Source organism: Flammeovirga yaeyamensis (assembly GCF_018736045.1).
GTDB classification, from domain to species: domain Bacteria; phylum Bacteroidota; class Bacteroidia; order Cytophagales; family Flammeovirgaceae; genus Flammeovirga; species Flammeovirga yaeyamensis.
The window spans coordinates 5,105,631-5,130,000 of the sequence record NZ_CP076132.1 but is presented as its reverse complement, the minus strand read 5'-3'; the positions used below and the strand labels follow the sequence as shown (position 1 = coordinate 5,130,000).

Annotated in this window: 22 protein-coding genes and 2 rRNA genes (1 of these 24 running past the window's edge); 12 read left to right on the top strand and 12 right to left on the bottom strand. The window is 37.2% G+C overall.

What is annotated here, in order from left to right; translation table 11 throughout:
- The 3 genes from KMW28_RS20390 to KMW28_RS20380 all read left to right on the top strand — a co-directional run.
- Positions 1–1,667 (top strand): 23S ribosomal RNA (locus KMW28_RS20390) (it extends 1,212 nt beyond the left edge of the window).
- A gap of 68 nt (positions 1,668–1,735) precedes the next feature.
- Positions 1,736–1,847, top strand: a 5S ribosomal RNA gene (gene rrf / locus KMW28_RS20385).
- A gap of 641 nt (positions 1,848–2,488) precedes the next feature.
- Positions 2,489–3,478 carry an alpha/beta hydrolase gene (locus tag KMW28_RS20380; RefSeq protein WP_169666407.1) on the top strand — a complete coding sequence of 330 codons (990 nt, stop codon included), beginning with the start codon at positions 2,489–2,491 and terminating at the stop codon, positions 3,476–3,478.
- Positions 3,479–3,542: 64 nt separating this feature from the next.
- On the opposite strand, the gene KMW28_RS20375 is transcribed toward KMW28_RS20380, so the two are convergent.
- Positions 3,543–4,052, bottom strand: a complete 510-nt coding sequence (locus tag KMW28_RS20375) for a phosphoribosyltransferase family protein (RefSeq protein ID WP_169666406.1) — start codon at positions 4,050–4,052, stop codon at positions 3,543–3,545.
- Between the two features lie 22 nt (positions 4,053–4,074).
- Positions 4,075–6,267: a ribonuclease R gene (rnr, locus tag KMW28_RS20370; protein WP_169666405.1), complete on the bottom strand. Its 2,193-nt coding sequence runs from the start codon at positions 6,265–6,267 to the stop codon at positions 4,075–4,077.
- Positions 6,268–6,396: 129 nt separating this feature from the next.
- On the opposite strand from rnr, the gene KMW28_RS20365 reads away from it, so the two are divergent.
- Entirely contained in the window at positions 6,397–7,524 is a 1,128-nt protein-coding gene (locus KMW28_RS20365; RefSeq protein ID WP_169666404.1) for a hypothetical protein, read from the top strand.
- An 8-nt stretch (positions 7,525–7,532) separates the two neighbouring features.
- Here KMW28_RS20365 and cdd read toward each other — a convergent pair whose 3' ends face one another.
- Both cdd and KMW28_RS20355 read right to left on the bottom strand, forming a co-directional pair.
- The gene (cdd, locus tag KMW28_RS20360) at positions 7,533–8,021 is read right to left on the bottom strand and encodes a cytidine deaminase (protein ID WP_169666403.1); all 489 of its coding nucleotides are present in this window, start codon (positions 8,019–8,021) and stop codon (positions 7,533–7,535) included.
- 89 nt (positions 8,022–8,110) lie between these two features.
- Entirely contained in the window at positions 8,111–8,740 is a 630-nt protein-coding gene (locus KMW28_RS20355; protein ID WP_084005929.1) for a hypothetical protein, read from the bottom strand.
- A 228-nt stretch (positions 8,741–8,968) separates the two neighbouring features.
- On the opposite strand from KMW28_RS20355, the gene dtd reads away from it, so the two are divergent.
- From dtd to KMW28_RS20315, 8 genes are all read left to right on the top strand, one after another.
- A complete protein-coding gene (gene dtd / locus KMW28_RS20350; protein WP_169666402.1) occupies positions 8,969–9,421 on the top strand; it encodes a D-aminoacyl-tRNA deacylase in 453 nt (150 codons plus the stop codon).
- Between the two features lie 186 nt (positions 9,422–9,607).
- A complete protein-coding gene (locus KMW28_RS20345; RefSeq protein ID WP_169666400.1) occupies positions 9,608–10,564 on the top strand; it encodes a DUF4271 domain-containing protein in 957 nt (318 codons plus the stop codon).
- A gap of 55 nt (positions 10,565–10,619) precedes the next feature.
- The gene (locus tag KMW28_RS20340; RefSeq protein ID WP_066211372.1) at positions 10,620–11,399 is read left to right on the top strand and encodes a uroporphyrinogen-III synthase; all 780 of its coding nucleotides are present in this window, start codon (positions 10,620–10,622) and stop codon (positions 11,397–11,399) included.
- 199 nt (positions 11,400–11,598) lie between these two features.
- Positions 11,599–12,570 (top strand): PorP/SprF family type IX secretion system membrane protein, encoded by a 972-nt coding sequence (locus tag KMW28_RS20335; protein WP_169666399.1) that lies wholly within the window; start codon positions 11,599–11,601, stop codon positions 12,568–12,570.
- 157 nt (positions 12,571–12,727) lie between these two features.
- The gene (gene porK, locus KMW28_RS20330; RefSeq protein ID WP_066211376.1) at positions 12,728–13,780 is read left to right on the top strand and encodes a T9SS ring complex lipoprotein PorK/GldK; all 1,053 of its coding nucleotides are present in this window, start codon (positions 12,728–12,730) and stop codon (positions 13,778–13,780) included.
- Between the two features lie 86 nt (positions 13,781–13,866).
- A complete protein-coding gene (gene porL, locus KMW28_RS20325; RefSeq protein WP_066211378.1) occupies positions 13,867–14,685 on the top strand; it encodes a type IX secretion system motor protein PorL/GldL in 819 nt (272 codons plus the stop codon).
- A 51-nt stretch (positions 14,686–14,736) separates the two neighbouring features.
- Positions 14,737–16,353, top strand: coding sequence for a type IX secretion system motor protein PorM/GldM (porM, locus tag KMW28_RS20320; protein ID WP_169666397.1), 1,617 nt, complete (start codon positions 14,737–14,739; stop codon positions 16,351–16,353).
- Between the two features lie 15 nt (positions 16,354–16,368).
- Complete coding sequence (locus tag KMW28_RS20315; protein ID WP_066211385.1) at positions 16,369–17,250, top strand: hypothetical protein; 882 nt, start codon at positions 16,369–16,371, stop codon at positions 17,248–17,250.
- 489 nt (positions 17,251–17,739) lie between these two features.
- Here the strand turns inward: KMW28_RS20315 and tsf are convergent, their stop codons facing one another.
- The 8 genes from tsf to KMW28_RS20275 form a co-directional block, all read right to left on the bottom strand.
- A complete protein-coding gene (gene tsf, locus KMW28_RS20310) occupies positions 17,740–18,570 on the bottom strand; it encodes a translation elongation factor Ts (protein ID WP_066211387.1) in 831 nt (276 codons plus the stop codon).
- Positions 18,571–18,689: 119 nt separating this feature from the next.
- Complete coding sequence (locus tag KMW28_RS20305; protein WP_066211389.1) at positions 18,690–18,875, bottom strand: hypothetical protein; 186 nt, start codon at positions 18,873–18,875, stop codon at positions 18,690–18,692.
- A gap of 35 nt (positions 18,876–18,910) precedes the next feature.
- Entirely contained in the window at positions 18,911–19,672 is a 762-nt protein-coding gene (gene rpsB, locus KMW28_RS20300) for a 30S ribosomal protein S2 (RefSeq protein WP_066211391.1), read from the bottom strand.
- Between the two features lie 99 nt (positions 19,673–19,771).
- Positions 19,772–20,158, bottom strand: a complete 387-nt coding sequence (rpsI, locus tag KMW28_RS20295; protein ID WP_066211395.1) for a 30S ribosomal protein S9 — start codon at positions 20,156–20,158, stop codon at positions 19,772–19,774.
- 12 nt (positions 20,159–20,170) lie between these two features.
- Positions 20,171–20,614: a 50S ribosomal protein L13 gene (rplM, locus tag KMW28_RS20290; protein ID WP_066211397.1), complete on the bottom strand. Its 444-nt coding sequence runs from the start codon at positions 20,612–20,614 to the stop codon at positions 20,171–20,173.
- Positions 20,615–20,864: 250 nt separating this feature from the next.
- A complete protein-coding gene (locus KMW28_RS20285; RefSeq protein ID WP_169666396.1) occupies positions 20,865–21,710 on the bottom strand; it encodes a hypothetical protein in 846 nt (281 codons plus the stop codon).
- A gap of 197 nt (positions 21,711–21,907) precedes the next feature.
- Complete coding sequence (gene glyA / locus KMW28_RS20280; RefSeq protein ID WP_066211400.1) at positions 21,908–23,182, bottom strand: serine hydroxymethyltransferase; 1,275 nt, start codon at positions 23,180–23,182, stop codon at positions 21,908–21,910.
- A gap of 352 nt (positions 23,183–23,534) precedes the next feature.
- Positions 23,535–24,221, bottom strand: coding sequence for a Crp/Fnr family transcriptional regulator (locus KMW28_RS20275; RefSeq protein WP_066211401.1), 687 nt, complete (start codon positions 24,219–24,221; stop codon positions 23,535–23,537).
- Between the last annotated feature and the right edge of the window lie 149 nt (positions 24,222–24,370).

The following is a 24,370-nucleotide window of genomic DNA, read 5'->3' as shown; positions in this document are numbered from 1 at the left end:
CATTCTGACGGGGTTGAAGCTGCATGGTGATGTGCAGTGGACCGGTTAGAAAAGCAAATGTAGGCATAAGTAACGATAAGGCAGGTGAGAAACCTGCCCGCCGATAGACCAAGGTTTCCTGGGCGACGCTAATCGTCCCAGGGTTAGCCGGGACCTAAGGGGATTGCCGAATGGCATACTCGATGGATATCAGGTCAAAATTCCTGAGCATCCTATATCATCGACGGAGTGACGGAGTGATGAAGTATCTGCGTACTGACGGATTAGTACGTTGAATTGCGTACCTATAGGTTGTGTAGTTAAATGCGCACGACTTGGGGAGACAAGACAGTACAGAGCGGCCACGGCCAATCTGATAACGATACGAAACGCTTCCAAGAAAACCTTCTAAGATTATGTTATAGGATCCCGTACCCCAAACCGACACAGGTGGTCAGGGTGAGTAACCCGAGGCGCTCGAGTGATTCATGGCTAAGGAACTAGGCAAATTAGCCCCGTAACTTCGGGAGAAGGGGCGCCTACTTACTTTGTAAGAGGCCGCAGCGAAGAAGTCCAGGCGACTGTTTAACAAAAACACATGGCTATGCGAACTCGAAAGATTCAGTATATAGCCTGACACCTGCCCGGTGCTGGAAGGTTAAGAGGGGGAGTTAGAAGTAATTCGAAGCTCTGAATTGAAGCCCCAGTAAACGGCGGCCGTAACTATAACGGTCCTAAGGTAGCGAAATTCCTTGTCGGGTAAGTTCCGACCTGCACGAATGGTGCAACGATCTGGACGCTGTCTCGGCCATGAGCTCGGTGAAATTGAAGTAGCGGTGAAGATGCCGCTTACCCGCAACGGGACGAAAAGACCCCATGAACCTTTACTGCAACTTAACGTTGGCCGTTGGCCAGGAGTGTGTAGGATAGGCGGGAGACTGTGAAGGAGCGTCGCCAGGCGTTTTGGAGTCATTGTTGAAATACCGCCCTCTCCTGTTCGACGGTCTAACGGGTTTTGAACCCGGACATTGTTTGGTGGGTAGTTTGACTGGGGTGGTCGCCTCCAAAAGAGTAACGGAGGCTTTCCAAGGTTCCCTCACGACGGTCGGCAATCGTCGGAAGAGCGCAATGGCATAAGGGAGCCTGACTGCGAGAGAGACATCTCGACCAGGCACGAAAGTGGGACATAGTGATCCGGTGGTACCGCATGGAAGGGCCATCGCTCAAAGGATAAAAGGTACTCTGGGGATAACAGGCTGATCTCCCCCAAGAGCTCATATCGACGGGGAGGTTTGGCACCTCGATGTCGGCTCGTCACGTCCTGGGGCTGGAGAAGGTCCCAAGGGTTGGGCTGTTCGCCCATTAAAGTGGCACGCGAGCTGGGTTCAGAACGTCGTGAGACAGTTCGGTCTCTATCTGTTGCGGGCGTTGGAAATTTGAGAGGCTCTGACTTTAGTACGAGAGGACCGAGTTGGACACACCTCTGGCGTACCGGTTGTTCCGCCAGGAGCATCGCCGGGTACCTATGTGTGGAGCGGATAAGCGCTGAAAGCATCTAAGCGCGAAACCCACCTCGAGATGAGATTTCCTTATGAGGGTTGTTATAGATGATGACGTTGATAGGCTTCAAGTGTAAGTTCAGAGATGGATTAAGCTGAGAAGTACTAATCGCCCGAAAGCTTTTCTTCGGTTGGTGTCCCCTGATGGGGGCACTGACAAAGTTTTTACTGTTCACAGTCAATGATATCAAGACATTGATGGTGCCAATGACGTAGGTGTTCACCTCTTCCCATTCCGAACAGAGCAGTTAAGCCCTACAGTGCTGATGGTACTGGGTTAACCCCCGGGAGAGTAAGTCGGCGCCACATTCATTAAATATAGAAGGTTAGTTAACACGAGATGTTAGCTAACCTTTTTTTGTTTGTCCATATTTTGGCGTAAATCCCACCGCCACCCGCTTGAAATATCAGGATATTCCTGCGGGGTGTTGTTGTGATTTACACTCAAAATCTGAACAAACGGTTATGGATGATCATATATCGAATAAGCAAGGGATTGCAATCCAATGCACATATTTCTGCGAAAACTGATAGTTCCCGAGGGGCCAAGACCACCTCGCTGGAGACGGAGATGTAGATGGTAAATCCAATATCTCAGAAATTACAGATGCCCAAATAGTATAGGCCAATAGTTCGTGTAACGAGGGGCCAAGGCCACCTCTGGGAAGACAGAGAAATAAATATTGTTTCTACGAAAAACAGCCACGAAATCTTGGCTGCTATTAATGCAGTTGAGAACTTCACTCTTCACTCTTCACTCTTCACTCTTCACTCTTCACTCTTCACTCTTCCCTCCAACCTCAAAAAATTCCCCCATCCCCTTTCCTATTCTCTATATTTTCCCTTAAATTTCAGTTGCTAAATAATCAGGTTTCTAAATATTAATTTCATTTATTGGAATGTATTATTTTCAACCAAACTAAATAAGACGAATACTGAAAAGAAAAAAGATGAAAAAACTATTTTTAATTCTATTAGCCCCGATTGTCCTTTTCTCATGTTCCTCAACAGAGAATAAAACCGAGACTAAAAGTGAAAACAAAAAGGAAAATAAATTAAGTATTGGCGAAGCCTCACAGCTTCAAATACCAAAGGTTGTTGGAGGTGAAATTGAACGAATAGAGTCCTTTAAATCTAAATATATTGACGACCGATTAGTGGACGTATATCTTCCTGAAGGCTATTCTTCAGATAAGAAATACTCTGTATTGTATATGCATGATGGTTTAATGCTATTTGATTCAACGATCACTTGGAATAAGCAAGAATGGCAAGTAGATGAGCACATCACAAAACTACTTGAAGAGAATAAAATTGAAGATGTAATTGTAGTAGCAGTTCCTAACAATGGGAAATATCGCTCATCAGAATATTTACCTCAGAAGTCAATTGAAACTTTAGATAAAGCATTACATGATAAGGTCGTGAATGTAAGAATGGCAGGTAAAGCAATATCAGATAATTATTTAAAATTTCTAACTGAAGAGTTAAAGCCTTATATCGATAATAAATATCCAACACTTTCAGATCGTGATCATACTTTTGTAATGGGATCAAGTATGGGAGGGTTAATTTCTCTTTATGCTATTTGCGAATACCCTGATGTATTCGGTGGTGCGGGATGTTTGTCGACACACTGGCCAATGATTTTCCCAGATAAATTTACTGAAGAAGAATTGAAATTGGTGACTGATGGTATCATCAATTATGCTGATAAGAATTTACCAGATCCTAAAACTCATAAAATCTACTTTGATTATGGGACAGAAACATTGGATGCAATGTACGAGCCTTATCAGTTAAGAATTAATGAGGTGATGAAAAAACACAAGTTTGATAATTCGAATTGGATAACGAAAAAATTCCCTGGTCAAAATCACTCTGAAAGAGCTTGGGATAGCCGTTTAGATATTCCTTTAGTTTTCTTGATGGGGAAATAAACAATCAAATATCAAAAAGCCGAGTGATTCCTAAGAGTCACTCGGCTTTTTGATATAAAGTAGTCTAGTTTAATGTAACTACAAACTTGTGAGGGTCAGAAAAATCAGCCTCCACATTTTGCTTCACTGTAGTTGATAACTCATACCCTAAGAAGTTAGGAACAATTGGGAACTTATGATATCCCCTATCCACTAAAACAGCTACTTGTAATTTTTCAATTCGAATACCTAAGAAAGGTTTGATACTATAAGCCAAAGTACGTCCAGTATTTAGAACATCATCGACCAATACAATCACTTTACCTTCCATTGCCTTTAGATCTTTATCTACTTCAATAAAAGTTTGAAGTGGAGCAGTTTTATCTACCGTGATCATGGCAATATCAGAAGGAATAGAAGCAATTTTATCAAACTGATTTTTTAATAACTCAGTAAATTCAAATCCAGATCCTTTGATGCCGGCAAATACTATTTCTTTAGCACCGAAATTATCTTCATATACTTCGAAGGCAATTCGACGAATTTTTTGAACGATTTGTTCGTGTGATAAGATGACGTTGGTTGTTAACGACATAATATTTATTTTTTGATAAGTTTTAAACTAATTCAAAATCAATTGACCTCTTCTCGATATTGGTCTCTTTCACAATCACTTTGATAGGATCACCCAATTGGAATTTCTCTTTGTAGCGGACGCCCTGAACAATCATAGCATCACTATCAAAGATATACTGATCTCCAGTCATAGAACTGTATCTAATCAGACCTTCACATCTTGTGTCATTCAATTCGACAAACATACCCCAATCAGTCAAGCCAGAAATTGTGCCTTCCATTTCTTCGCCCAAGAACTCTGACATAAACTCTACTTGTTTATATTTAATCGAGGCTCTTTCAGCATCAGCAGCTACTTTTTCTCTGGCTGATGAGTGCTTACACTTGTCTTCATACTCATTTTCATCAGCTGATTTACCTTTATCTAAATAGTGTTGCAATAAGCGGTGCACCATCATATCAGGGTAACGACGAATAGGTGATGTGAAGTGAGTATAATGAGCAAAACCAAGACCATAGTGACCTTCTGCAGTAGTGGTATACACTGCTTTGGCCATAGTACGGATAGCTTGTTGCTCTATAATATTTTGTTCAGGTTTACCTTCTACCTCATCCGTTAACTTGTTCAATGTTTGAGGCAGTTTTTTCATGCTAAGATTTAAGTCGTAACCAAAACGTTTAGCAAAAGTGGCAAACTGAGCCAATTTATCTGGATCTGGATCACCATGTACACGATACACCATAGTACAAGGTTTACCATCTTGTTTCTTTCTGAAAATGCTTTCTGCCACACGTTTGTTGGCTAAAAGCATAAACTCCTCGATCATTTTATGTGCATCTTTTCTGATCTTAGGAGTTAAACCGATTGGTTTTCCTTCTTCATCAAGGTCAAATTTAAGTTCAACTGATTCAAAAGAGATTGCACCATTTTTGAAACGTTGATTTCTTAATTTCAATGCGATATCATTCAGAATATTAATTTCTTCTTGATAATCACCCTTGCCCGATTCAATTCTTTCTTGTGCTTCTTCGTAAGTGAAACGACGATCAGAGTGGATAACTGTACGTCCAAACTGTTGTTTGTGTATTTTACCATCCTCATCCATTTCGAATATAGCACCGAAGGCCAAACGGTCCACATTAGGATTCAATGAACACAAGCCATTACTTAACTTTTCAGGAAGCATAGGAACCGTTCTATCCACTAAATAGACTGAAGTTGCTCTTTTTAAAGCTTCTTCTTCTAATTGAGATCCAGGACGGACATAATGTGTTACATCTGCAATATGTACCCCGATTTCATAATGACCATTTTTCATTTTTCTGATAGACAAAGCATCATCAAAATCTTTGGCCGTTAGTGGATCGATGGTAAATGTGGTTCTATTTCTAAAGTCTTTACGATTCTTGATTTCTTCTTCAGGAATTTCATCAGGAATCATATTGGCTTCCGCCTCGACTTCTTTAGGGAATTCAAAAGGCAATCCGAATTCAAACATAATAGAATGAATTTCAGTATTGTTCTCTCCTGCTTTACCTAAAATTTTAATGATTTTACCTGTTGGCGACTTATCATTAGGTTTCCATTGAGTCATCTTTACGATCACCTTGTCCCCATGATTCGCCTCTCCTATCTGATCTCTAGGAATGAAGAAATCGAAGAACATTTTTCTATCTGAAGCAGCAACAAAAGCGAAACGGTCAGACACTTGAAGTTGTCCAACATATTCGTCTTTTTCTCTCTTTAAAATCTTAGTGATTTTAGCTTCAGTCCTATTTCTATTACGATTATAGAAGGTGGTAAACTCTACTTTGTCCCCATGAAGAGCACGATTCATATTTGTAATGATCACACGAATATCTTCTTGAGGCTCCTCATCTTCGTTAGTATCTACAATTAAAAAGGCAAACTTAGGATTGACGAAATCAACGGTAGCAGTTCTCGACTCAGAAATTTCATTTTCTAAAGTAATGGACTGATATTTCTTACCTTTAATTTGAAGTTTTCCTTCTTCAGCCATTTGAGCAAGAATATATTTTAGCTTATCCTTATCTGTTTGGCTTTTGATTCTAACCTCTTTATTGATTTGTCTTAAGCTGAAACTACTTTCAGGGGAAGAGTTCAATAAATTGATAATGTTCTCAATGGTGTATTTATTCAAGCTACTTCGCTTTTGAGGTTTTCGCTTTCCTCTAGAATTTTCTTTTTTATTCTTTTTTTTGCCTTTTGTCATGTTTTTGATTTACATCTAGAAAAAGATGAGACAAGATTTCTTATATTAAAGTAATGATGTTGACACAAACCTTGTTACATCTGCTAAATTACGATAAAAACCTAGTATATTGACGATCACCCCCTACATATGTTACGAACTTTATACATAAGTCTACTTTTTTTATTCTTATTATCAAAAAGTACCGCTCAAACTCCCAAAATGTTATGGGAAAATGATGATGCTCTGAACATTGCCTCAGAGATAATGGACTGTTATTACCATTGGAATTTTAAAAAAGCAGACAGTTTATTGGTTCGTTATGAGGTAATGATGCCTAAACACCCCTCACTTCCACTTTTAAAAGCATTAGAAATATATTGGGAAAACTCACCATTTGATTATCAAAATGATGAGACCGTAGAGAAAATGTTTCTTCATATTAATAGATGTATAACTATATCGGAAAGCCGGATATCGAAAAATAAATACGATAAAGAAGCGACCTATTTTATGTTATTGGCCAAAAGTCTAAAAGCTCGAGCCTATAACTACAGAGGAGCCACTTGGAAAGCTGTAAATGAAGCAAAGGCAGTGTATAATTTAACTAGAAAAGGAATGGGGTATACCGAAGAACTCCCTGAGTTTAATTTCTCTTCAGGTATTTATAATTATTACAGGGAGTTTTATCCGGAGAAACATCCAATCTATAAACCATTTCTAACTTTTTTCCCATCAGGAAATAAAGACTTAGGTGTAAAACAATTAGTCTATAGTATGAAATCAAGTGTTTTTGCCTCAGCTGAAGCACAAAAGTATCTTATGTGGATTTATTCTCATACGAATAGCCAAAAATCGGTAACTCTAGCTAAAGATATGATCAGTAAATATGATGATAACGAATGGCTTATTTTCGAATCTTTACTGGTATTGTCTAATTACAATATGTTATCTGATTCTATCATTAATTTAGAAATATTGAAGTTGTCTGATTCAAAGAATAATTTCTTTTCATTATCAAGCAAAATGCTTTTGGGAATGAAGTATTATGAGATGCAAGATTTTAGTCAATCTAAAAAAATTTTATTGGAAACTGAGGATAAAATAGATCAAATTTCTACAAGAAAGACTTATTTACAACCCTATATATTTTCCTACCTAAAATCTATTTATGAGTTAGAGGGCAACCAAGAACTCATGAAAAAATATCAAAAAATGGCCAGTAATACGATGTATGGTGATGAGATAATGGCAAGACTATACGCCTCAAGACAATAACGCTATTATTATTCAAACAAGTCCTTTTGAGTGAATTTGAATGGTAAAAGATCAGATACAGAATGCAGCTCAAATATTTGATCATTCCCTTTCATGATTACTCGAATATTTTCGTTTTGTTTTACTTCATATTCAAGCATGGCTTGTCTGCATGATCCACAAGGTGAAATAGGTATGAATTCTTTCTCCTCACCTTTTCTAGCGGCAATAGCAATGGTTTTGATCACAGCATTCGGATGAGTAGCGCCTGCGTAGTACATCGCTGTTCTTTCTGCACACATCCCAGATGGATAAGCAGCATTTTCTTGATTATTGCCAATGATTACTTCTCCAGTTTCTAATCTCAGGGCGGCTCCTACATTAAAATTAGAATAGGGAGCGTAGGCATTAAAAGTAGCTTTTTCAGCAGCAACTAATAATTCTTGATCTTCCTTTGATAGGTCATTTAATTGATCATATGAGATAATTTCAATATTTAGATTTATTTTTTTAGCCATAATTTAAGCGGTTGGTTGAATATTGAAGATACAAAAAAAGCCTTTAGAAATTCATCTAAAGGCTTCCAAATAATTTTAAAACTTAAAGCTTATTTACCACTTTTACGTTTTACATCTTTGATATCTTTACGAGTGTTGTCTTCGTATGCAACAATCCATGCATCTTTAACACCCATAGCTCTCATGTATTTTTTGAACTGATCTGCTTCACCGTAGTCACGGAAGTAAGCAATTGTATATTTTTTCAAACCGTCTTCATCTTCCATCCAGAAATTACCTTTGTCTTGGAATTTAGAAAGGTCTCTGTTTTTGAATGCTCCAATTTGTACTTTGTATACCACTCCTTTTGTGTAGTCATCACCAGAAGAAGAAACATTGTTGTCCATTTTGCTCTTCATTTTTTCAAGTTGAGCTCTTAGGTCAGCAATTTCGTTGTCTTTTTCTCTTAACTGTTGATCAAAAGATTCTTTTTCTTGCTCCAATTTAGAAATTTCGGCTTTTAAACCAGAAGCTTGTCCTCTAAGAGTGTTTAGTTCTTGAGTCATGTCGCGGAATTTTAAAGGATCAGTTTCCTTTAATTTCTTTTTCCACTCTTTAATTTCCTTCTTTTGTGCTTTTTTGTCGTTGCCTGAACTTTTCTTTTTCTTTTGGGCGAAAGCATCATTTTCTACTGCAACAATGCTAAAAGCGAGTAATAGTAATATAAAAATCCTTCTCATGGTAAAATATGTTTTCTCAAATTGGATTGATGATGTACGTAAATAACTCACTTTATGTATAGTTTATTATTTCGACGTACAAAAAACATCAAAGTTTATACCATTATTTTAAGTAAAAATTTTGTAGATGTAAAAAAAAAGGAGATTTAGCTTTAAATTCGTGGTAAATTTCATATTCCATATAGGTTATGTTAAATACTAGAAATTTTAGAAAAAGTTATCAATAATATGATTGCAGTTATCCAAAGAGTAACTCAAGCGAAAGTTGAGATTGAAGGAGAGGTAAAAGGACAAATTGATGGAGGGTTTCTCATTTTGTTAGGAGTAACTCATGACGATAATTCGTCTGATATTGAGTGGTTATCAAAAAAAATTACCGGCTTGAGAGTATTTTCTGATGAAGAAGGTAAAATGAATCGTTCCCTTCAAGATGTAGAAGGAAATATCTTATTGATTTCTCAATTCACTTTGCATGCAAGTACCAAAAAAGGAAATCGACCTTCTTATATAAATGCCGCACCACCTAAAGTGGCAATTCCATTATATGAGGAAATGATTACGGCTTTGGAATCAAATTTGGGTAAGAAAATAGAGACAGGAGAATTTGGAGCTGATATGCAAGTTTCTTTATTAAACGATGGTCCTGTGACAATAATTATAGATTCTAAAGACAGAAAATAATCAATGAATCATTTAAGGTTTCTTTTTCTAGTTCTTTATATATTTTGTGGAACATCCACATTCGCACAAACTGACAAACAGTTTTACTCCTTACAGGATGAATGGAAGGTGTATGATAACCGTACGTCTAGTTTTCTTCCCTACCTAAAAGAACAAAATCCTTTTACAAAGAACTTTTATCTATTAATGAAAAAAGACGATTTGTATGGATTGGGTATCGAGTTTGTTGTACCCAAAGGTGCAGGAGTATTCATAAATAATCAGTTACAAGAAGTAGCCGACTCTGAACATCAAACCATCTTTTTCTCGAACAATTTATTAATTGATAATTTAGTCAATGAAGACGAGTTGTTGTTGGTAGTGAATACGGTGAATGGAATTATACCAGAAGCTTATTTGTCTAATTATCAATATTCCTATCGAACTTTGACTGCAGATAAAATCAAAGCTCAAGAAGATGGAGTGATTATACCTCGATTTGATTCGAAGTACAGAAATATGTTGCTCATGTGGGCGATAATAGTTTTTGTATCAGTGAGTGTATGCTCTCAAATTGGAGGTTTGAAAACGGGATATGAAAGTATTTTAAAAGCATTTGATGGAGTAACCCTAGGTCGCTCGGATAGTAATAAATTAAACACATTACAGCTTTTGATGTTTTTAGTCTGTTTTATTCTTGTCGGCAGTTTAGCAATGATGTTGTTTGGTTCGGGAGATATTTGGTTGTCGGAAATCAATTCTTCAGAAACCAATAAAACCTATTCTGATTTTTTTGGAAACATATCCTACATTATCATCTCCATTTTTTTATTTGTCGCCTTCCGATTGATGGTAATTTACGTTTTAGGAAATATTTTTGGCAATAAAAATGTTTCATCAATACACAGTATAGAATTTTATAAACTCACTTGGGTTTTTGTTCTGTTTTTCTTGTTTTTATGTGTATTATGGACGTTAAATCCCTTTAACATCAGTTGGGATTTTATGCGTAATTTTATAGGTATTGCCTTCTTTCTAAAAAGTTTTTTAGTCTATATCGCTGTATATAAACAAGTAAACCTTAGATTTAATTATTTATTTTCGTATTTTTGCGCGACAGAATTCTTACCATCGTTGCTGGCGGTAAAGGTATTCATAGGTTGATTTCTTATAACTCACAGACAAGTCTAAGGACTTTTATTAAATATAAATCACAAGCATGGCAAACGACATAGCAGGTAAAGTGGTGAAGAAAGCCGTAAAATCAATTTTGGTGTCTCAGCCGGAGCCATCCAATCAAAATTCGCCTTATCATAAATTAGGTGAAAAGTATGGTATCAAAATAGACTTTCGCCCATTTATTGAAGTTAAAGGTGTAACAGCAAAAGAGTTTAGAACTCAGAAGATCAATATTTTAGATCATACAGCTGTCATTTTCACTTCGAGAAATGCCATTGATCATTTTTTCAGATTGTGTAAGGAACTAAAAGTAGAAGTTCCTACAGATATGAAATACTTCTGTATCTCAGAACAAACTGCTAACTATCTTCAAAAATATATTGTAGTTAGAAAGCGTAAGTTGTTTACAGGTTACAAAACAGCAAGAGATATGTTTGATTTATTCAAAAAGCATAAATCAGAAAAATATTTATTCCCTTGTTCAGATATTCGTAAAGAGGACATTCCTAATTTCATGACAGAAGCAGGAATTGAGATGAATGAAGCAATTATTTACAGAACAGTTGCTGCAGATTTATCTGACCTAAGCGAGATCTACTACGATATGATTGCATTTTTCAGTCCATCAGGTATCAAGTCTTTGTTCACAAACTTCCCAGATTTTGAACAAAAAGAGACTAGAATTGCTGCTTTTGGACCTACAACAGCAGCAGCTGTAAGAGATGCAGGATTACATTTAGATGTAGAGGCACCTCTACCGAATGCACCATCTATGACAGGTGCCATTGAGTTGTACATTAAAGAAGCGAACGATTTATAATCGAGCTTTCCATATATAAGAGCATCATTTCCTGGAAGTGATGCTTTTTTTATTTCATTTTTTTCTGAATACCTCATTTATTTTATTAAATTGTATTAACCAGATCAACTTGATCTCCGGTTATCTAACACATTTAAGCAGACATAATTCATCTGTACTAAACAACCTCATCACTTAACCCTTGGTAATCTTTTAATTTATGCATCTTAATAAGTTACTAATAAGAACTTTAATCCTAGGACTTACTATTTTATCTCTTCAGGTAATGGGTCAGCAAGATCCGCAGTTCACTCAATACATGTTTTCAAAGCCGTTTCATAATCCAGCTGCTGTAGGGATGACCTCAACAGATGCAGAAGCTTTGTTAATTCATAGAACTCAATGGTTGGGTTACGAAGGAACATTTGATGATAATGGAACTTTAAACACGCAATTATTCTCTTTAAGTGCTCCAATTGCATCAAAAAGATTGGGAGTAGGTTTTCATGTTATACATGATGACGTGGGGTTGATGAGTAATCTGGAAGCTCAGTTTTCTGTATCTTATTATGTGCCAGTTAAGAAAGGGACATTATCATTTGGTTTAAGAGGAGGTGTATATGATCGTTCTATTAATACCAGTCGTTTGAGGTTCGTGAATGAGAATGATCCATTTTTTACTTCTGGTTTACCTTTAAACTCTATTGTACCTGATATTTCAGCGGGTATTTACTTTCAACATGAAAAGCTTTACGCAGGTGTAGCAGCCAAACATTTGCTTCCATCCGAATTTATCGGAGGAAAGGATAGTCCATTTTCTTCTTTAAAGATGGCATTTAATGGAATGTTTGGAATGTCATTCGACGTAACCAATAATATTGTACTTCAACCTTCTGTATTGGTGAAGTCTGATTTGAGTAATTTCACCTTCGATGCTAACCTTATTGCCAATTTACAAGAATGGATCTATGTAGGTGCTGGAGTGAGAGAAATAGAGTCTTTAAATGTGTTAGCAGGTGTATATGTTCTTAAAAATAGAAAGTTACATATAGGGTACGCCTTTGATTATACCTTAAGGGATCAAGTAGCAAAAGCGCCTACATCTCATGAAATACTATTATCCTTCGGATTTAATTCGTTTGGCTCAAAAACCCCTTCAGCGATACGTACGCCTAGATATCGACATGATTAATCGCTATTAAAATCCATATATTTTTATTTTTTTTTAGAGAATTCTCCTTTTTGGAATCTTTTTTGTTTTGATACCAATATCTATGATCGAGTTAAATTTTATTAACTATCAATCAGGAATTAGAAACAATAAATCCAAGTAGGAGAATTTTTAGCATATGAAAAGCTTGTCATTAAAAAGGCTTACGGGAATGTTAAGCATTTTGGCTGTCTTAACTCAGAGTTGCGGAGGAGGCGGCCTATTCGGAGGCGGGAGTGTCTCTGATGAGGGAGAACTTACGGGTTCATTAGACCGTCCTGAGTGGGATGCGCAAGTTATACCTATCGGTATGACGAACGTTCCTGGTGGTACTTTCCACATGGGACAGGCAGACGAAGACATTACGTATTCGATGATCAACATGAATAAACAAGTTACTATTAGTGGCTTCTTTATGGATGAAACAGAGATCACAAACAACGAGTATCGTCAATTTATCGAGGGTATGGAAGCAGAGTCTGATACTAGTGCAGATTGGACCTACGAGCAAATCCAAGAAGAATTAAGACCAGATACAACAGTATGGGAGAAAGATTTCTCATATCACATGGGTGAACCAATGCAAGATTACTATTACTCACATCCTGCATTTGATGAATATCCAGTAGTAGGTGTAACAAGAAGAGCAGCAGTTGAATTCTGTGCTTGGAGAACAAGACACCTTAATAGTTACAGAATTGAGCAAGGTCAAGCAGAATTACCTGCGTTTAGATTACCAACAGAAGCAGAGTGGGAATACGCTGCGAGAGGTGGTCTGGATATGGCGAAATACCCTTGGGGTGGTCCATATGTAAGAAACGGTAAAGGTTGTGCCTTGGCTAACTTTAAACCTGGTAGAGGAAACTACTATGACGATGGTTATTCATACACGTCTCCAGTAGGTGCTTATTTCCCTAACGGTTTTGGTTTATATGATATGTCGGGTAATGTTGCAGAGTGGTGCGATGACGCCTATAACCCAGCTGGCTATCCGATTGTTTGGGACTTAAACCCAACATACACAGATCCTAACGAGCCTAAGAAGATTGTAAGAGGTGGTTCTTGGAAAGACATTCCTTTCTACATCCAAACAGGTACTAGATCATACGAGTTCGAAACACAAGCGAGATCTTATATTGGTTTCCGTTGTGCAATGATCAACTTGGGTAGATCTTCAGGATTTGAATTTTAGAGTAATTTTTTAAATGTTATTTTGGCCAATTTTGGTTATCAACATTATCGAAACACATCAATTAGAAAATTTTTAAGCAGACAGAAATGAGCCATTTTCACGAAACAGGTAGACAGAAGTTCTACAGAGTATATGCTCCAATCTTAACAAACTTAGGAGCGTCGGTCGTAATTATTGGAGCCATGTTCAAAATTCTTCACCTTCAAGGTGGTGGTCCTATCCTAGCGGCAGGTTTGGTAACAGAGGCATTCTTATTCTTCATTGGTGCTTTTGCTCCAGCTCCTCCTCCAGAGAAACATTACGATTGGGAATTAGTTTATCCAGAATTATTAAGTGGTGAAGCTGCTACAGCTAAGAAACCTGCTAAAAAGGATAATTCTAAAGACCTTGCAGCATTAGGTGCAATGGATAAATTATTGGCAGATGCGAAATTAACTCCAGAAGTATTTAAGAACTTTGGTTCTGGTATGGAGAACTTGAATAAATCAGTAGGTCAAATGAAATCTGTAGCTAGCGTTGCTGGTGCTTCAGATGAGTACTCAAGAAGTTTACAAGTAGCTACAAAGTCTATGGGCGACTTAAACAAGTCTTTCTCGACTACTGTTACAGCAATGAAAACAATGGAAGGTACTGCTGCTGACTCTAAAGCTCACCAAGCTCAAGTACAAGCAATCACTAAGAATTTAGGTGCATTAAACGCTGTTTACGAAATGGAATTGAAAGATGCGAATAACCATCTTAAAACAATCAATAAATTCCACGGTAACTTGGCTAATGCTGTTCAAAGTATGGACGAAGCATCTAAAGAGGCTTCTAAATTCAAAACACAAATGTCTACATTGACAACTAACTTAACTCAGTTGAACAATGTATATGGTAAGATGCTAACTGCTATGAAAGGCTAGTCTAGTCTTTCACAAGATGTCTAATTTTAACACAATAATCTAAAAAGACTGATGGCAGGAGGTAAGGAAACACCAAGACAACGGATGATTGGTCTAATGTACTTAGTACTTATGGCCATGCTCGCATTGAATGTTAGTAACACGGTTCTTGATAAGTTCATGTTCATTGAACGTGCACTTAATGAGGCGAATGAAATTAAGATTCAAGAAAACGATAGACAGTTGCATGCAATTGAAGCAGCTGTAAAAAAGAAAAACAACAAAATCACTCAGGAAGTACTTAAAGAAGCGACTGCTTTAAGAACAGAGACTGTAAAAGTAACTGATCTTATTGAGGATCTTAAGCAGGAGATCATTAAGAAATCTGGTGATTATGATGAAAGTACAGGTGAATTAAAAGGAAAAAGTGATACCCAAATCCCTGCTGAGATTATGATCGGTGTTGAGGGAGCTAAAGTAAAAGGTAAAGCTTATGACCTTGAAAAGAAGTTAAATGAATTAGCGAAGCATTATGATGCTGTAGCTATGAAATTTGATACTACGAAAACTTGGAGAAAAATCGGAAAGTTAGCAAAGTCTGCGAAAGAAATGCCGCAGTATGCTAAGGATAAAGACAACAAGAATAAAGACTACGCTCAAATTCAATTCGAGGATACTCCAGTAGCTGCAGCATTAGCAGTGTTAACAGAGGTATCGTCTGAAGTATTACAAGCTGAAACGAAAGTTTTACAAGTATTGAACGACAGAGTTGGTGGACGTGTAGTTTTTGATAAAGTAGTAGCGGTTGTTAAACCAACTTCGAAATTTGTAGCAGCTGGATTGGATTATGAAGCAACAATGTTTATTGCTGCATCATCTTCAGCAGCTAAGCCAAGAATGAAACAAAACGGTGCTGATATCAAAGTAGAAGCAGGTGTAGGTACAATTAAATTCCCTGCAAAAGCAGCTAAATATGATAAAAACGGTCGTTCAACTCAAACTTGGAAAGGTGAGATTACATATACTACTCCTTTCGGTGATACTACATTATTAGTAGAGGAAGAGTACGTAGTAGTTAGACCTACAATTTCTGTAAACTCAGCAACTGTAAATGCCCTTTATAGAAACGTTGCTAACAAATTAGTTGTAGACGTACCTGCTTTAGGTGAGTCTTACAGCCCAAGATTCTCTGCAACAAATGCTTCTGTAAAAGGTAAAGGTAAGACTGCAACAATTATCCCTACTCAAAAGGCGAAAAGCGTTGTACTTACTGTAAACAGTGGTGGTAACAGAATTGGTACTAAAACGTTCAAAACTCGTGGTGTACCAAAACCAACAATTAAGTTCCCAGGTGTCGATATGAAAAAAGGTATCTCACGTAAGACTTCTAAATTACGTGTTGTTCCTGAGCCAGATGCTGAATTTAAAGCAGCTCTTCCAGATGAAGCTAACTACCGTGTAGTAGATTGGGAAGTTACAGTGGCATTCGGTACTAAACCAATTGGTAAACCTATGCGTGTTACAGGTGGTAACCAATCAATGGATATCGGACGATTATTAAGAAACGCTCCTAAAACAGAAGGTGTTCGTATTGTAGTTGATGTAAAGAAAGTGGTTCGTAAAAACTCTTTGGGTAAAACTGAAACAGTTCCAGGTGTTGGCGGTATCACAACAATTGCAGTGAACTAAGAAGAATTAAATATTATGAAAAGTCTAAGAGGAATACTTTTACTAGCATTTACAGTATTTGCTAGCATGGCTTACGCTCAGGAGATTGATGAGAGTGAATGGAATAAGCACTCTGTGAGACCTGTTCGTAATGCAGACATTATGTTTAAAAGAACAGTATGGTACAGAGTTAACCTGAACGATAAAATGAATCAGCCATTCTTCGCTAAGAATAGATGGTTACCAAAACTGATGATTGATGCCGTGAAGAGTAGCTTACTTAGACCATATGAAAATGATTCTTTGAAAAAGCGTCTTACTATTGACGAATTCAAAGAGCGTGTTAAGAAGCCTAATCTAGGTGGTGACTCAGGCGGCGGTGACGACTGGGGCGGCGGCGACGATTGGGGCGGCGGCGGCGGCGGCTGGGGTGACTCAGGCGATAGCTGGGGCGGCGGCGGAAGCGGCGGCGCTGGTGCAGTAGCTGCTTCTTCAGACGAAGTTTATCCTGAAGACATCTATTTAATGGATGTTCAAGTAGATATCTTGTTTGACCGAAGAAGAGGTAAGTGGATCCACGATATTCAAGTGTTGACACTAGTTCTTCCTGCTGAAAACAACGGTGGTACTTTGGAAAGACAAGTTGCTTCATTCTCATACAAAGAGGTAGTAGAAAACCTTTTCAAAGAGAACAGAGACGCACTTTGGTATAACGATAGAAACTTAGCAGAAAGTAAAAACCTTTCAGATGCTTTCGATCTATTGTTACATGATGGTAAGATCACTAAATACTCTAATACACAAGATAAAGACATTGCTTTATTGTATGGAGATGCTAAAGGTGATATCGCTTTGATGAAAGGTTTAGAATACAAATATGACCTTGTAGAGTTCGAATCAGACCTATGGTCTAACTAATTCTATAAGCGAGCTATAAAAAGAAAGACTTCTTACTTCGGTGAGGAGTCTTTTTTTTTGAAATGAAAAGTATAAAATTAAAAATTAAAAATGAAAAGTTAAAAACGTGGTTACTGGAGCTAACGTTGGGGTGTTTCTAGTGATATCATTTAAACTTGATATGTGTTTTATGTAGATATATATAATCAATTAAAAACGAGGTCGGGAGACCTCTCTAACGTTTCTTAGACACAGATGTCGCTATCGCTTAACATCTGCGCCAGTATTAATTACCCCACCTACACGTTATTGTAACTAATTACATTTTTCATTCTAAATTTTTCACTTTTAATTTCTACACGTTATTGTTACTAACTACGTTTTTCATTTTTAACTTTTCATTTTTAATTTCAACAGAGTCGTTTCATAAATCATCACCAACGAAAAAAAGGTCACCCTAAACAAATAGGATGACCTTTCATATATAATTAATTCCTTGTTGGAATAAAATTACTTACCAGTTGAAACTCTGTTGAATGATTTTACAACCATACCAGATTTCACGCTACCTACGTAGTTCTTCACCGATTGGCTAGGATCTTTAACGTAAGCTTGCTCAAGAAGAGTGTTTTCTTTTAAGAATTTCTTCACGTAACCTTCAGCGATACGCTCTAAGATATTCTCAGGCTTACCTTCTTGACGAGCACGCTCAACACCGATTTCTTTTTCTTTAGCAATTAATGTAGGATCTACATCTTCAGCAGCTAGAGCCAATGGACGCATAGCAGCAACTTGCATACCTACGTTTCTACCAGCTTCTAATACAGCTTCGTCTGCAGCCTCAGAAAGCTCAACTAATACAGCGATAGAAGCACCGTGCTTATAAGCAGCAACAGCAGCACCTTCTACGTTAGCGTAGCCAGAGATTTCCATTTTCTCACCCATCTTAGCAGTTAATGCTGTGATAGCTTCAGTAGCAGCTACACCATCAACAGTAAGTGCAAGAACTTCCTCAGCAGTTTTAGCGTCTGCAGCAACAGCAGCATCCAATAAGCTTTGACCTAAAGCTTTGAATTCGTCGTTTACAGATACAGGCTCAGTTTCGCAAGCGAAAGCTAAAGCAACTGCTTTTGAGTTGTCATCGCTAGAATAAACGAAAACTTGACCTTCAGTAGTCTCTCTGTCAGCTCTTTTAGCTGCCAATTTTTGACCTTTTTTACGAAGGATTTCAACTGCTTTGTCCAAATCACCTTCAGCTTCTGAAAGTGCTTTTTTACAGTCCATCATACCCGCACCAGTCATAGTACGAAGCTTTTTTACGTCTTGTGCTGTGATAGCCATCTCTTTATGATTTAAAAAAGAGGTTAAACAAATGGTAGTAAACTACCTTAAATTTATACGAACAAACCCGCAAGGTACTAGTACGATGCGGGTTTGGTTAAAACCCAAATAAGTTATGCTTATTTAGAAGCTTTATTAGCAGCTAAACCTTCTTTAACTTTAGCTTTAACTTCAGCCATCTCAGTACGGATAGCTTCTAAAGCTGCAGCGTCGCGGTCCGCTTTCTTTTGCTTGAAGATATCGCCTTGCTTCACTTTTAATTCGTGAAGTTTAGCTTCAAGCTCTTTGATATCTTTAATATCCATTTTTATTCAAAATTTAAAGGTAAACGAGATAAGAATTACTCATTAGAAGCTTCGTCAGCCGCTTTCTTTTCTGCTTCAGCAGCAGCAGATGCAGCTTCGTCACGCTCTTTCTTACGCTCGCCAATTCCTTCTTCGATCGCAGAACCTACAGCACCCATGATAGCACTTACAGATTTGAATGCGTCGTCATTTGCAGGGATAACGAAATCAACACCCTCTGGGTTTGAGTTAGTATCAACCATTGCAAATACAGGAATACCCAATTTTTGAGCTTCTTTTACAGCGATAGACTCACGCTTCACGTCAATGATAAACAATGCAGCTGGAAGACGAGTTTGGTCAGCAATACCACCCAATACTCTTTCTAACTTCTCACGCTCACGTTGCATCATAAGACGCTCACGCTTTGCAAGAGAGTTGTACTCATCCGACTTCATTAATTTGTCGATAGACGACATTTTTTTCAATGACTTACGTACTGTTTGGAAGTTAGTTAACATACCACCTAACCAACGCTCAGTAACGAAAGGCATTTTTAGTCTTGCCGCTTCTTGAGCAACGATGTCTTTTGCTTGCTTTTTAGTAGCAACAAACATCACTTTACGACCAGACTTTACAATATTTTTTAGAGCGTTTTGTGCTTGCTCTAAAGCAGTCTTTGTTTTGTTCAGGTCAATGATGTGGATACCATTGCGCTCCATGAAGATGTAAGGAGCCATCTTTGGATTCCACTTTCTGGTCAAGTGACCAAAGTGAACGCCTGCGTCAAGCAGTTCTTTATATTCTAAATTTTTCATTGTTCTAACAAGTAGATTGTTTTTGCAAAACGTATTTATGCAGCTCGGCTGATAGTCTTCTGAGAAGACCATCGATAGCCGGCAATACAAAATACAAGATTAACGTTTCGAGAATTGGAATTTTCTTCTCGCTTTTCTGCGACCTGGTTTCTTTCTTTCCACCATACGAGGGTCACGAGTCAAGAAACCTTCTGGTTTCAATGTCAATCTGTGTTCTGCGTTGATTTCGCAAAGTGCTTTAGAGATCGCTAAACGAACTGCTTCCGCTTGTCCGTTAATACCACCACCTTGCACGTTTACGCTAATATCGTACTTGCCAGACTCATTAGTCAATTCTAATGGTTGTTGCACTTTGATTTGCAAAACCTCAGATGGGAAATAATCACCAAACTCACGTTTGTTGACAGTAATCTTTCCTTCACCTTGACTCAGGTAAATTCTTGCTACAGAAGTCTTTCTTCTGCCTGAAGTGTTAATTACTTCCATCACTTAATTTAATTAAAGTTCAATTTTCTTTGGTTGTTGAGCTTCGTGCTTGTGCTCGCCACCTGCATATACATACAAGTTACGGTATAAATCACGTCCCAATCTTCCTTTCGGCAACATGCCTTTAACTGCGTTCTCTACTAATCTTGTAGGGAACTTTGCTTTCATTTCTGTAGCAGTTCTTGATTTCAAACCACCTGGGTAACCAGAGTAACGAAGGTATACTTTTTCGTCCCACTTTTTACCTGAAAGCTTCACTTTTTCTGCATTGATAACAACTACGTTATCTCCACAGTCAACATTTGGTGTAAAGCTAGGCTTCTTCTTACCACGTAAGTACATGGCAATTTCAGTAGCCAAACGTCCCAATGTCTTACCTTCAGCGTCGATCAAAACCCACTCTTTTTGAGCTGTAGCTTTGTTTACTGAAACAGTTTTGTAACTGAGTGTATCCACTGTATTGTACGTTTTATTAATTTAAAACTTGAAGCATTTACGTTCCTGTAAAACAGCAAGTTGTAAATACTTCGACCTGAACACGCAAAACGGGTGAACGTTTGCGACGGGCAAAGGTAGAACATTATTTTTTGATTACCAACAATTTAGCACTTATAAATGTCTAAATAATTCATAATTACACCATAAAAATAAGGTGTTCATCTTTGAAAACGAACACCTTATAAATTAATATTTGATAAACTCTTTGTTAATTATCTTGTATAATCACTGTTTTAGACCATGTTCCAAACATTGGATCAGCATCAGAAGTGCATTTTACTGTAGAGTCAAAATAATTATAAGTGATGTTGATTGTGAATTCATTTTGTGGTAGTTCTGAATCAACACTAGGTCTTGTGACAGTGTAGGTCACTTCAAAGTTATATGTATAATATCCATTACTATCTTTTTCAAGGGAATGACTTTTTACATCGAAAGCAGTCCTTGGTGATTGAGGTAATCCAGCAAGAGTATTGTCCACTACAGCATCAAAAGTACTTTCTAAAGCACTAGTACTAAATTGAATTCCTGTTTGGGCAGGTACATCAACTGAAGTACTTGTTCCATTAAATGGCAAAACAGATTTTAAAGTACCTTTTACTGTAAACTTAGCATTTTCAAATGCTAAATCAGGAATTCCTGTACTATCAATTTCTATAATGAAAGGCTCGCCAACTACTCTAATTTGTTGTCTTACATTGGCCGTTTTACCTTCATCAGTATAAGCAGTAAAATTGATAACATATTCCCCATTAGTATAAGGAGCGGATTGATTATAATTTAAATAACCCTCGTTGGCATTTAGAGTAGTGTCTTGACTCTCCATACAAGATCCTTCTGGAGTGCCGTCAATATCACTAATAGGTGCACTACTATTTGTTTTGGCTAGAACATCCAATTGAACGGGTTGTAAAGGATACACCTCTAAAACCTCTTGTTTATTATCGATAGAAATACTTGGATCATTAGTAGGGTTTTCCCCATTGTCGTTATTATCACAACTTATAAAAGAAAATGATAGTAAAGTTAAGATGATGATTGATAGATTTTTCATGATAGTATTTAATTATTTATATGTTTTTTAACGGTTTTAAAGATTCTTTGTGGTTGTTGGTTTGGATTTATTACAATTATTAAGATAATAAAATAAGATGTCAAAAATAACTATTTGATTATGATCCATTTGTTGGATACAAAAAAAGCTAAGTCCATTGCTGAACTTAGCTTCTTATTATAAAGGAGAATATCCTATTACCATTGGAACAATGGGAACTGACGCATCCACTCATTGATCTCAGCTCTCACTTTCTCAATTTCAGCATCATTTTCGTGGTTCATCAATACGCGATCGATGAAGTCAACGATTTTACCCATATCTGCTTCCTTAAGACCACGAGTAGTCACGGCTGCAGTACCAACACGCATACCTGAAGTAACAAATGGAGATTTGTCATCGAATGGTACCATGTTTTTGTTGATAGTAATATCCGCTTTGATTAATGTATTTTCAGCGATCTTACCTGTCAAGTTTTTCGAACGAAGGTCGATCAACATCATGTGGTTGTCTGTACCACCTGAAATGATTTCATAACCTTTAGCCAAGAAGTGTTTTGCCATTTCTTGAGCGTTCTTTTGTACTTGTGTTACATAAGCATCATACTCTGGAGTTAAAGCCTCACCGAAAGCGATAGCTTTAGCTGCGATTACGTGCTCTAATGGACCACCTTGAGTACCAGGGAAAACACCTGAGTCTAATAAAGAAGACATCATACGAGTTTTACCTTTTGGAGTTTTTAATCCCCATGGGTTTTCAAAGTCCTCGCCCATCATAATTACACCACCTCTTGGTCCACGAAGAGTTTTATGAGTTGTTGTAGTTACGATATGACAGTGTTTGATAGGATCGTTTAGTTTACCTTTTGCAATCAATCCTGAAGGGTGAGAAATATCGGCCATTAATAAAGCTCCGATTTCGTCAGCTACAGCACGTAATTTAGCGTAATCCCACTCACGAGAATAAGCAGAAGCACCAGCAATAATTAATTGTGGCTTTTCTTTACGAGCAGTTTCAACCACTTTATCGAAGTCGATTAAACCAGTTTCTTTTTCTACACCATAGAATGTTGGCTTGTAAAGTTTTCCAGAGAAGTTTACTGGAGAACCGTGAGTTAAGTGACCACCGTGAGATAAGTCAAAACCCAAAATTTTATCACCTGGCTTTAAAACAGCTAACATAACTGCTGCGTTTGCTTGTGCACCAGAGTGAGGTTGAACATTGGCCCAAGCCGCACCAAATAGTTCTTTAAGACGGTCGATAGCAAGGTTTTCTACCTCATCAACTACTTCACAACCCCCGTAATAACGTTTACCTGGTAGGCCTTCAGCGTATTTGTTAGTCAATACACTACCCATGGCTGCCATCACTTGTTCTGAGGCGAAGTTTTCTGAAGCAATCAATTCGATGCCAGAAATTTGTCTTTCTTTTTCGCGATCTATAAGATCAAAGATGATATCATCTCTTTTCATGGTTGGAATAGGGTTTGTTCTTTAGTTGATACCTCTATTTGACGTAAATAGGAGGTTGTACCTTTTCGAACTGCAAAAGTACTAATTTTATAATATTCAATAACGATAATTGTCAAAAAAGATTTAATCGATTAACTTTTTTATGATTTTTATAAAACCTTAAGTCATCGAATAATACCCTATTTAATAGTTTATCTTATCTGTTAAAGTTGATGTTTAAATTCTTTGTTTTAGCTTTTGATAATGAATGATGGCAGTTTTTCCATCTTTCAGTCAATTATTGGATAAAAAAATAGCCATGACGGGTGAGGTCGATGGCTACTAAAATATTTCTTGATTTCTTAGAGTTATCTTAGTCGTATAAATGACTAATTTTTACCAACCCATCCGGATTGATAATCTTGATACTCCTTTTATTGATCTCAATCAATTTTTCGTGTTTAAACTCCGATATGATTCTTATCGCAGTTTCTTTTACTGTTCCAACCAGGCCTGCCAAGTCTTCACGAGTAAGTGTGATCTGTTCTTTGTCTTCAAAAGCTTTATCCAAAAGCAATAGTGCTTCCGCAATTCTACCTCTTACAGGTTTGTAGGCGATATCCGTTAATTTTGATTCGGCATTGTCGATAACTTCACACAGTAAATGGACGATTTGTTGATAGAACGCAACATTTTCATGAAGCAATTCCATAAAGATAGCTTTGGGAATGTGACAAATTGATGAATCTTCAATAGCTATGGCTGAAGCACGGTAACGACTTCCTTTAATTAAGGATTTGTAACCTACGAAATCGCCAGGCTTGGCAATTCGTAAAATTTGTTCCTTTCCATTACTCCCTAGCTTAGTCACTTTTACAAGACCTTCGCTAATACAAAAGACACCCGTGGGAACGGACTCTTCCTGAAAGATAGGTTGCCCTTTTTTAAAGAAGTGACAAGTATGTTGCTTTACTTTCTCTAATTGTTCAGGAGTAAGACAAGAAAACAAAGATTGGCTTCCCTTAGCTTCTAGTGCACAAGTGGGTTGTACCAATTTCATCTTTTTAAATATAAATGGATAATTCTGATAAAAGCGTGACTAATTTAAGATAACTATCACTATTTATCCAAAAAAAAATGACATTTGTTACTTTTTAGACAAAAAAAACACAGCCAAGGGTGAAAATCACTCCCGACTGTGCGCTTTTA

Bases quoted from the DNA above. Each gene is read 5' to 3' on its own strand.
- cdd (WP_169666403.1), bottom strand. From the start codon at position 8,021: ATGGCTAAAAAAATAAATCTAAATATTGAAATTATCTCATATGATCAA.
- KMW28_RS20285 (WP_169666396.1), bottom strand. From the start codon at position 21,710: ATGAAAAATCTATCAATCATCATCTTAACTTTACTATCATTTTCTTTT.
- KMW28_RS20365 (WP_169666404.1), top strand. From the start codon at position 6,397: ATGTTACGAACTTTATACATAAGTCTACTTTTTTTATTCTTATTATCA.
- KMW28_RS20335 (WP_169666399.1), top strand. From the start codon at position 11,599: ATGCATCTTAATAAGTTACTAATAAGAACTTTAATCCTAGGACTTACT.
- glyA (WP_066211400.1), bottom strand. From the start codon at position 23,182: ATGAAAAGAGATGATATCATCTTTGATCTTATAGATCGCGAAAAAGAA.
- KMW28_RS20315 (WP_066211385.1), top strand. From the start codon at position 16,369: ATGAAAAGTCTAAGAGGAATACTTTTACTAGCATTTACAGTATTTGCT.
- porK (WP_066211376.1), top strand. From the start codon at position 12,728: ATGAAAAGCTTGTCATTAAAAAGGCTTACGGGAATGTTAAGCATTTTG.
- dtd (WP_169666402.1), top strand. From the start codon at position 8,969: ATGATTGCAGTTATCCAAAGAGTAACTCAAGCGAAAGTTGAGATTGAA.
- porM (WP_169666397.1), top strand. From the start codon at position 14,737: ATGGCAGGAGGTAAGGAAACACCAAGACAACGGATGATTGGTCTAATG.
- KMW28_RS20340 (WP_066211372.1), top strand. From the start codon at position 10,620: ATGGCAAACGACATAGCAGGTAAAGTGGTGAAGAAAGCCGTAAAATCA.
- KMW28_RS20380 (WP_169666407.1), top strand. From the start codon at position 2,489: ATGAAAAAACTATTTTTAATTCTATTAGCCCCGATTGTCCTTTTCTCA.
- tsf (WP_066211387.1), bottom strand. From the start codon at position 18,570: ATGGCTATCACAGCACAAGACGTAAAAAAGCTTCGTACTATGACTGGT.
- KMW28_RS20305 (WP_066211389.1), bottom strand. From the start codon at position 18,875: ATGGATATTAAAGATATCAAAGAGCTTGAAGCTAAACTTCACGAATTA.
- KMW28_RS20355 (WP_084005929.1), bottom strand. From the start codon at position 8,740: ATGAGAAGGATTTTTATATTACTATTACTCGCTTTTAGCATTGTTGCA.
- rpsB (WP_066211391.1), bottom strand. From the start codon at position 19,672: ATGAAAAATTTAGAATATAAAGAACTGCTTGACGCAGGCGTTCACTTT.
- KMW28_RS20375 (WP_169666406.1), bottom strand. From the start codon at position 4,052: ATGTCGTTAACAACCAACGTCATCTTATCACACGAACAAATCGTTCAA.
- KMW28_RS20345 (WP_169666400.1), top strand. From the start codon at position 9,608: ATGAAAAAAGACGATTTGTATGGATTGGGTATCGAGTTTGTTGTACCC.
- rnr (WP_169666405.1), bottom strand. From the start codon at position 6,267: ATGACAAAAGGCAAAAAAAAGAATAAAAAAGAAAATTCTAGAGGAAAG.
- rpsI (WP_066211395.1), bottom strand. From the start codon at position 20,158: ATGGAAGTAATTAACACTTCAGGCAGAAGAAAGACTTCTGTAGCAAGA.
- KMW28_RS20275 (WP_066211401.1), bottom strand. From the start codon at position 24,221: ATGAAATTGGTACAACCCACTTGTGCACTAGAAGCTAAGGGAAGCCAA.
- porL (WP_066211378.1), top strand. From the start codon at position 13,867: ATGAGCCATTTTCACGAAACAGGTAGACAGAAGTTCTACAGAGTATAT.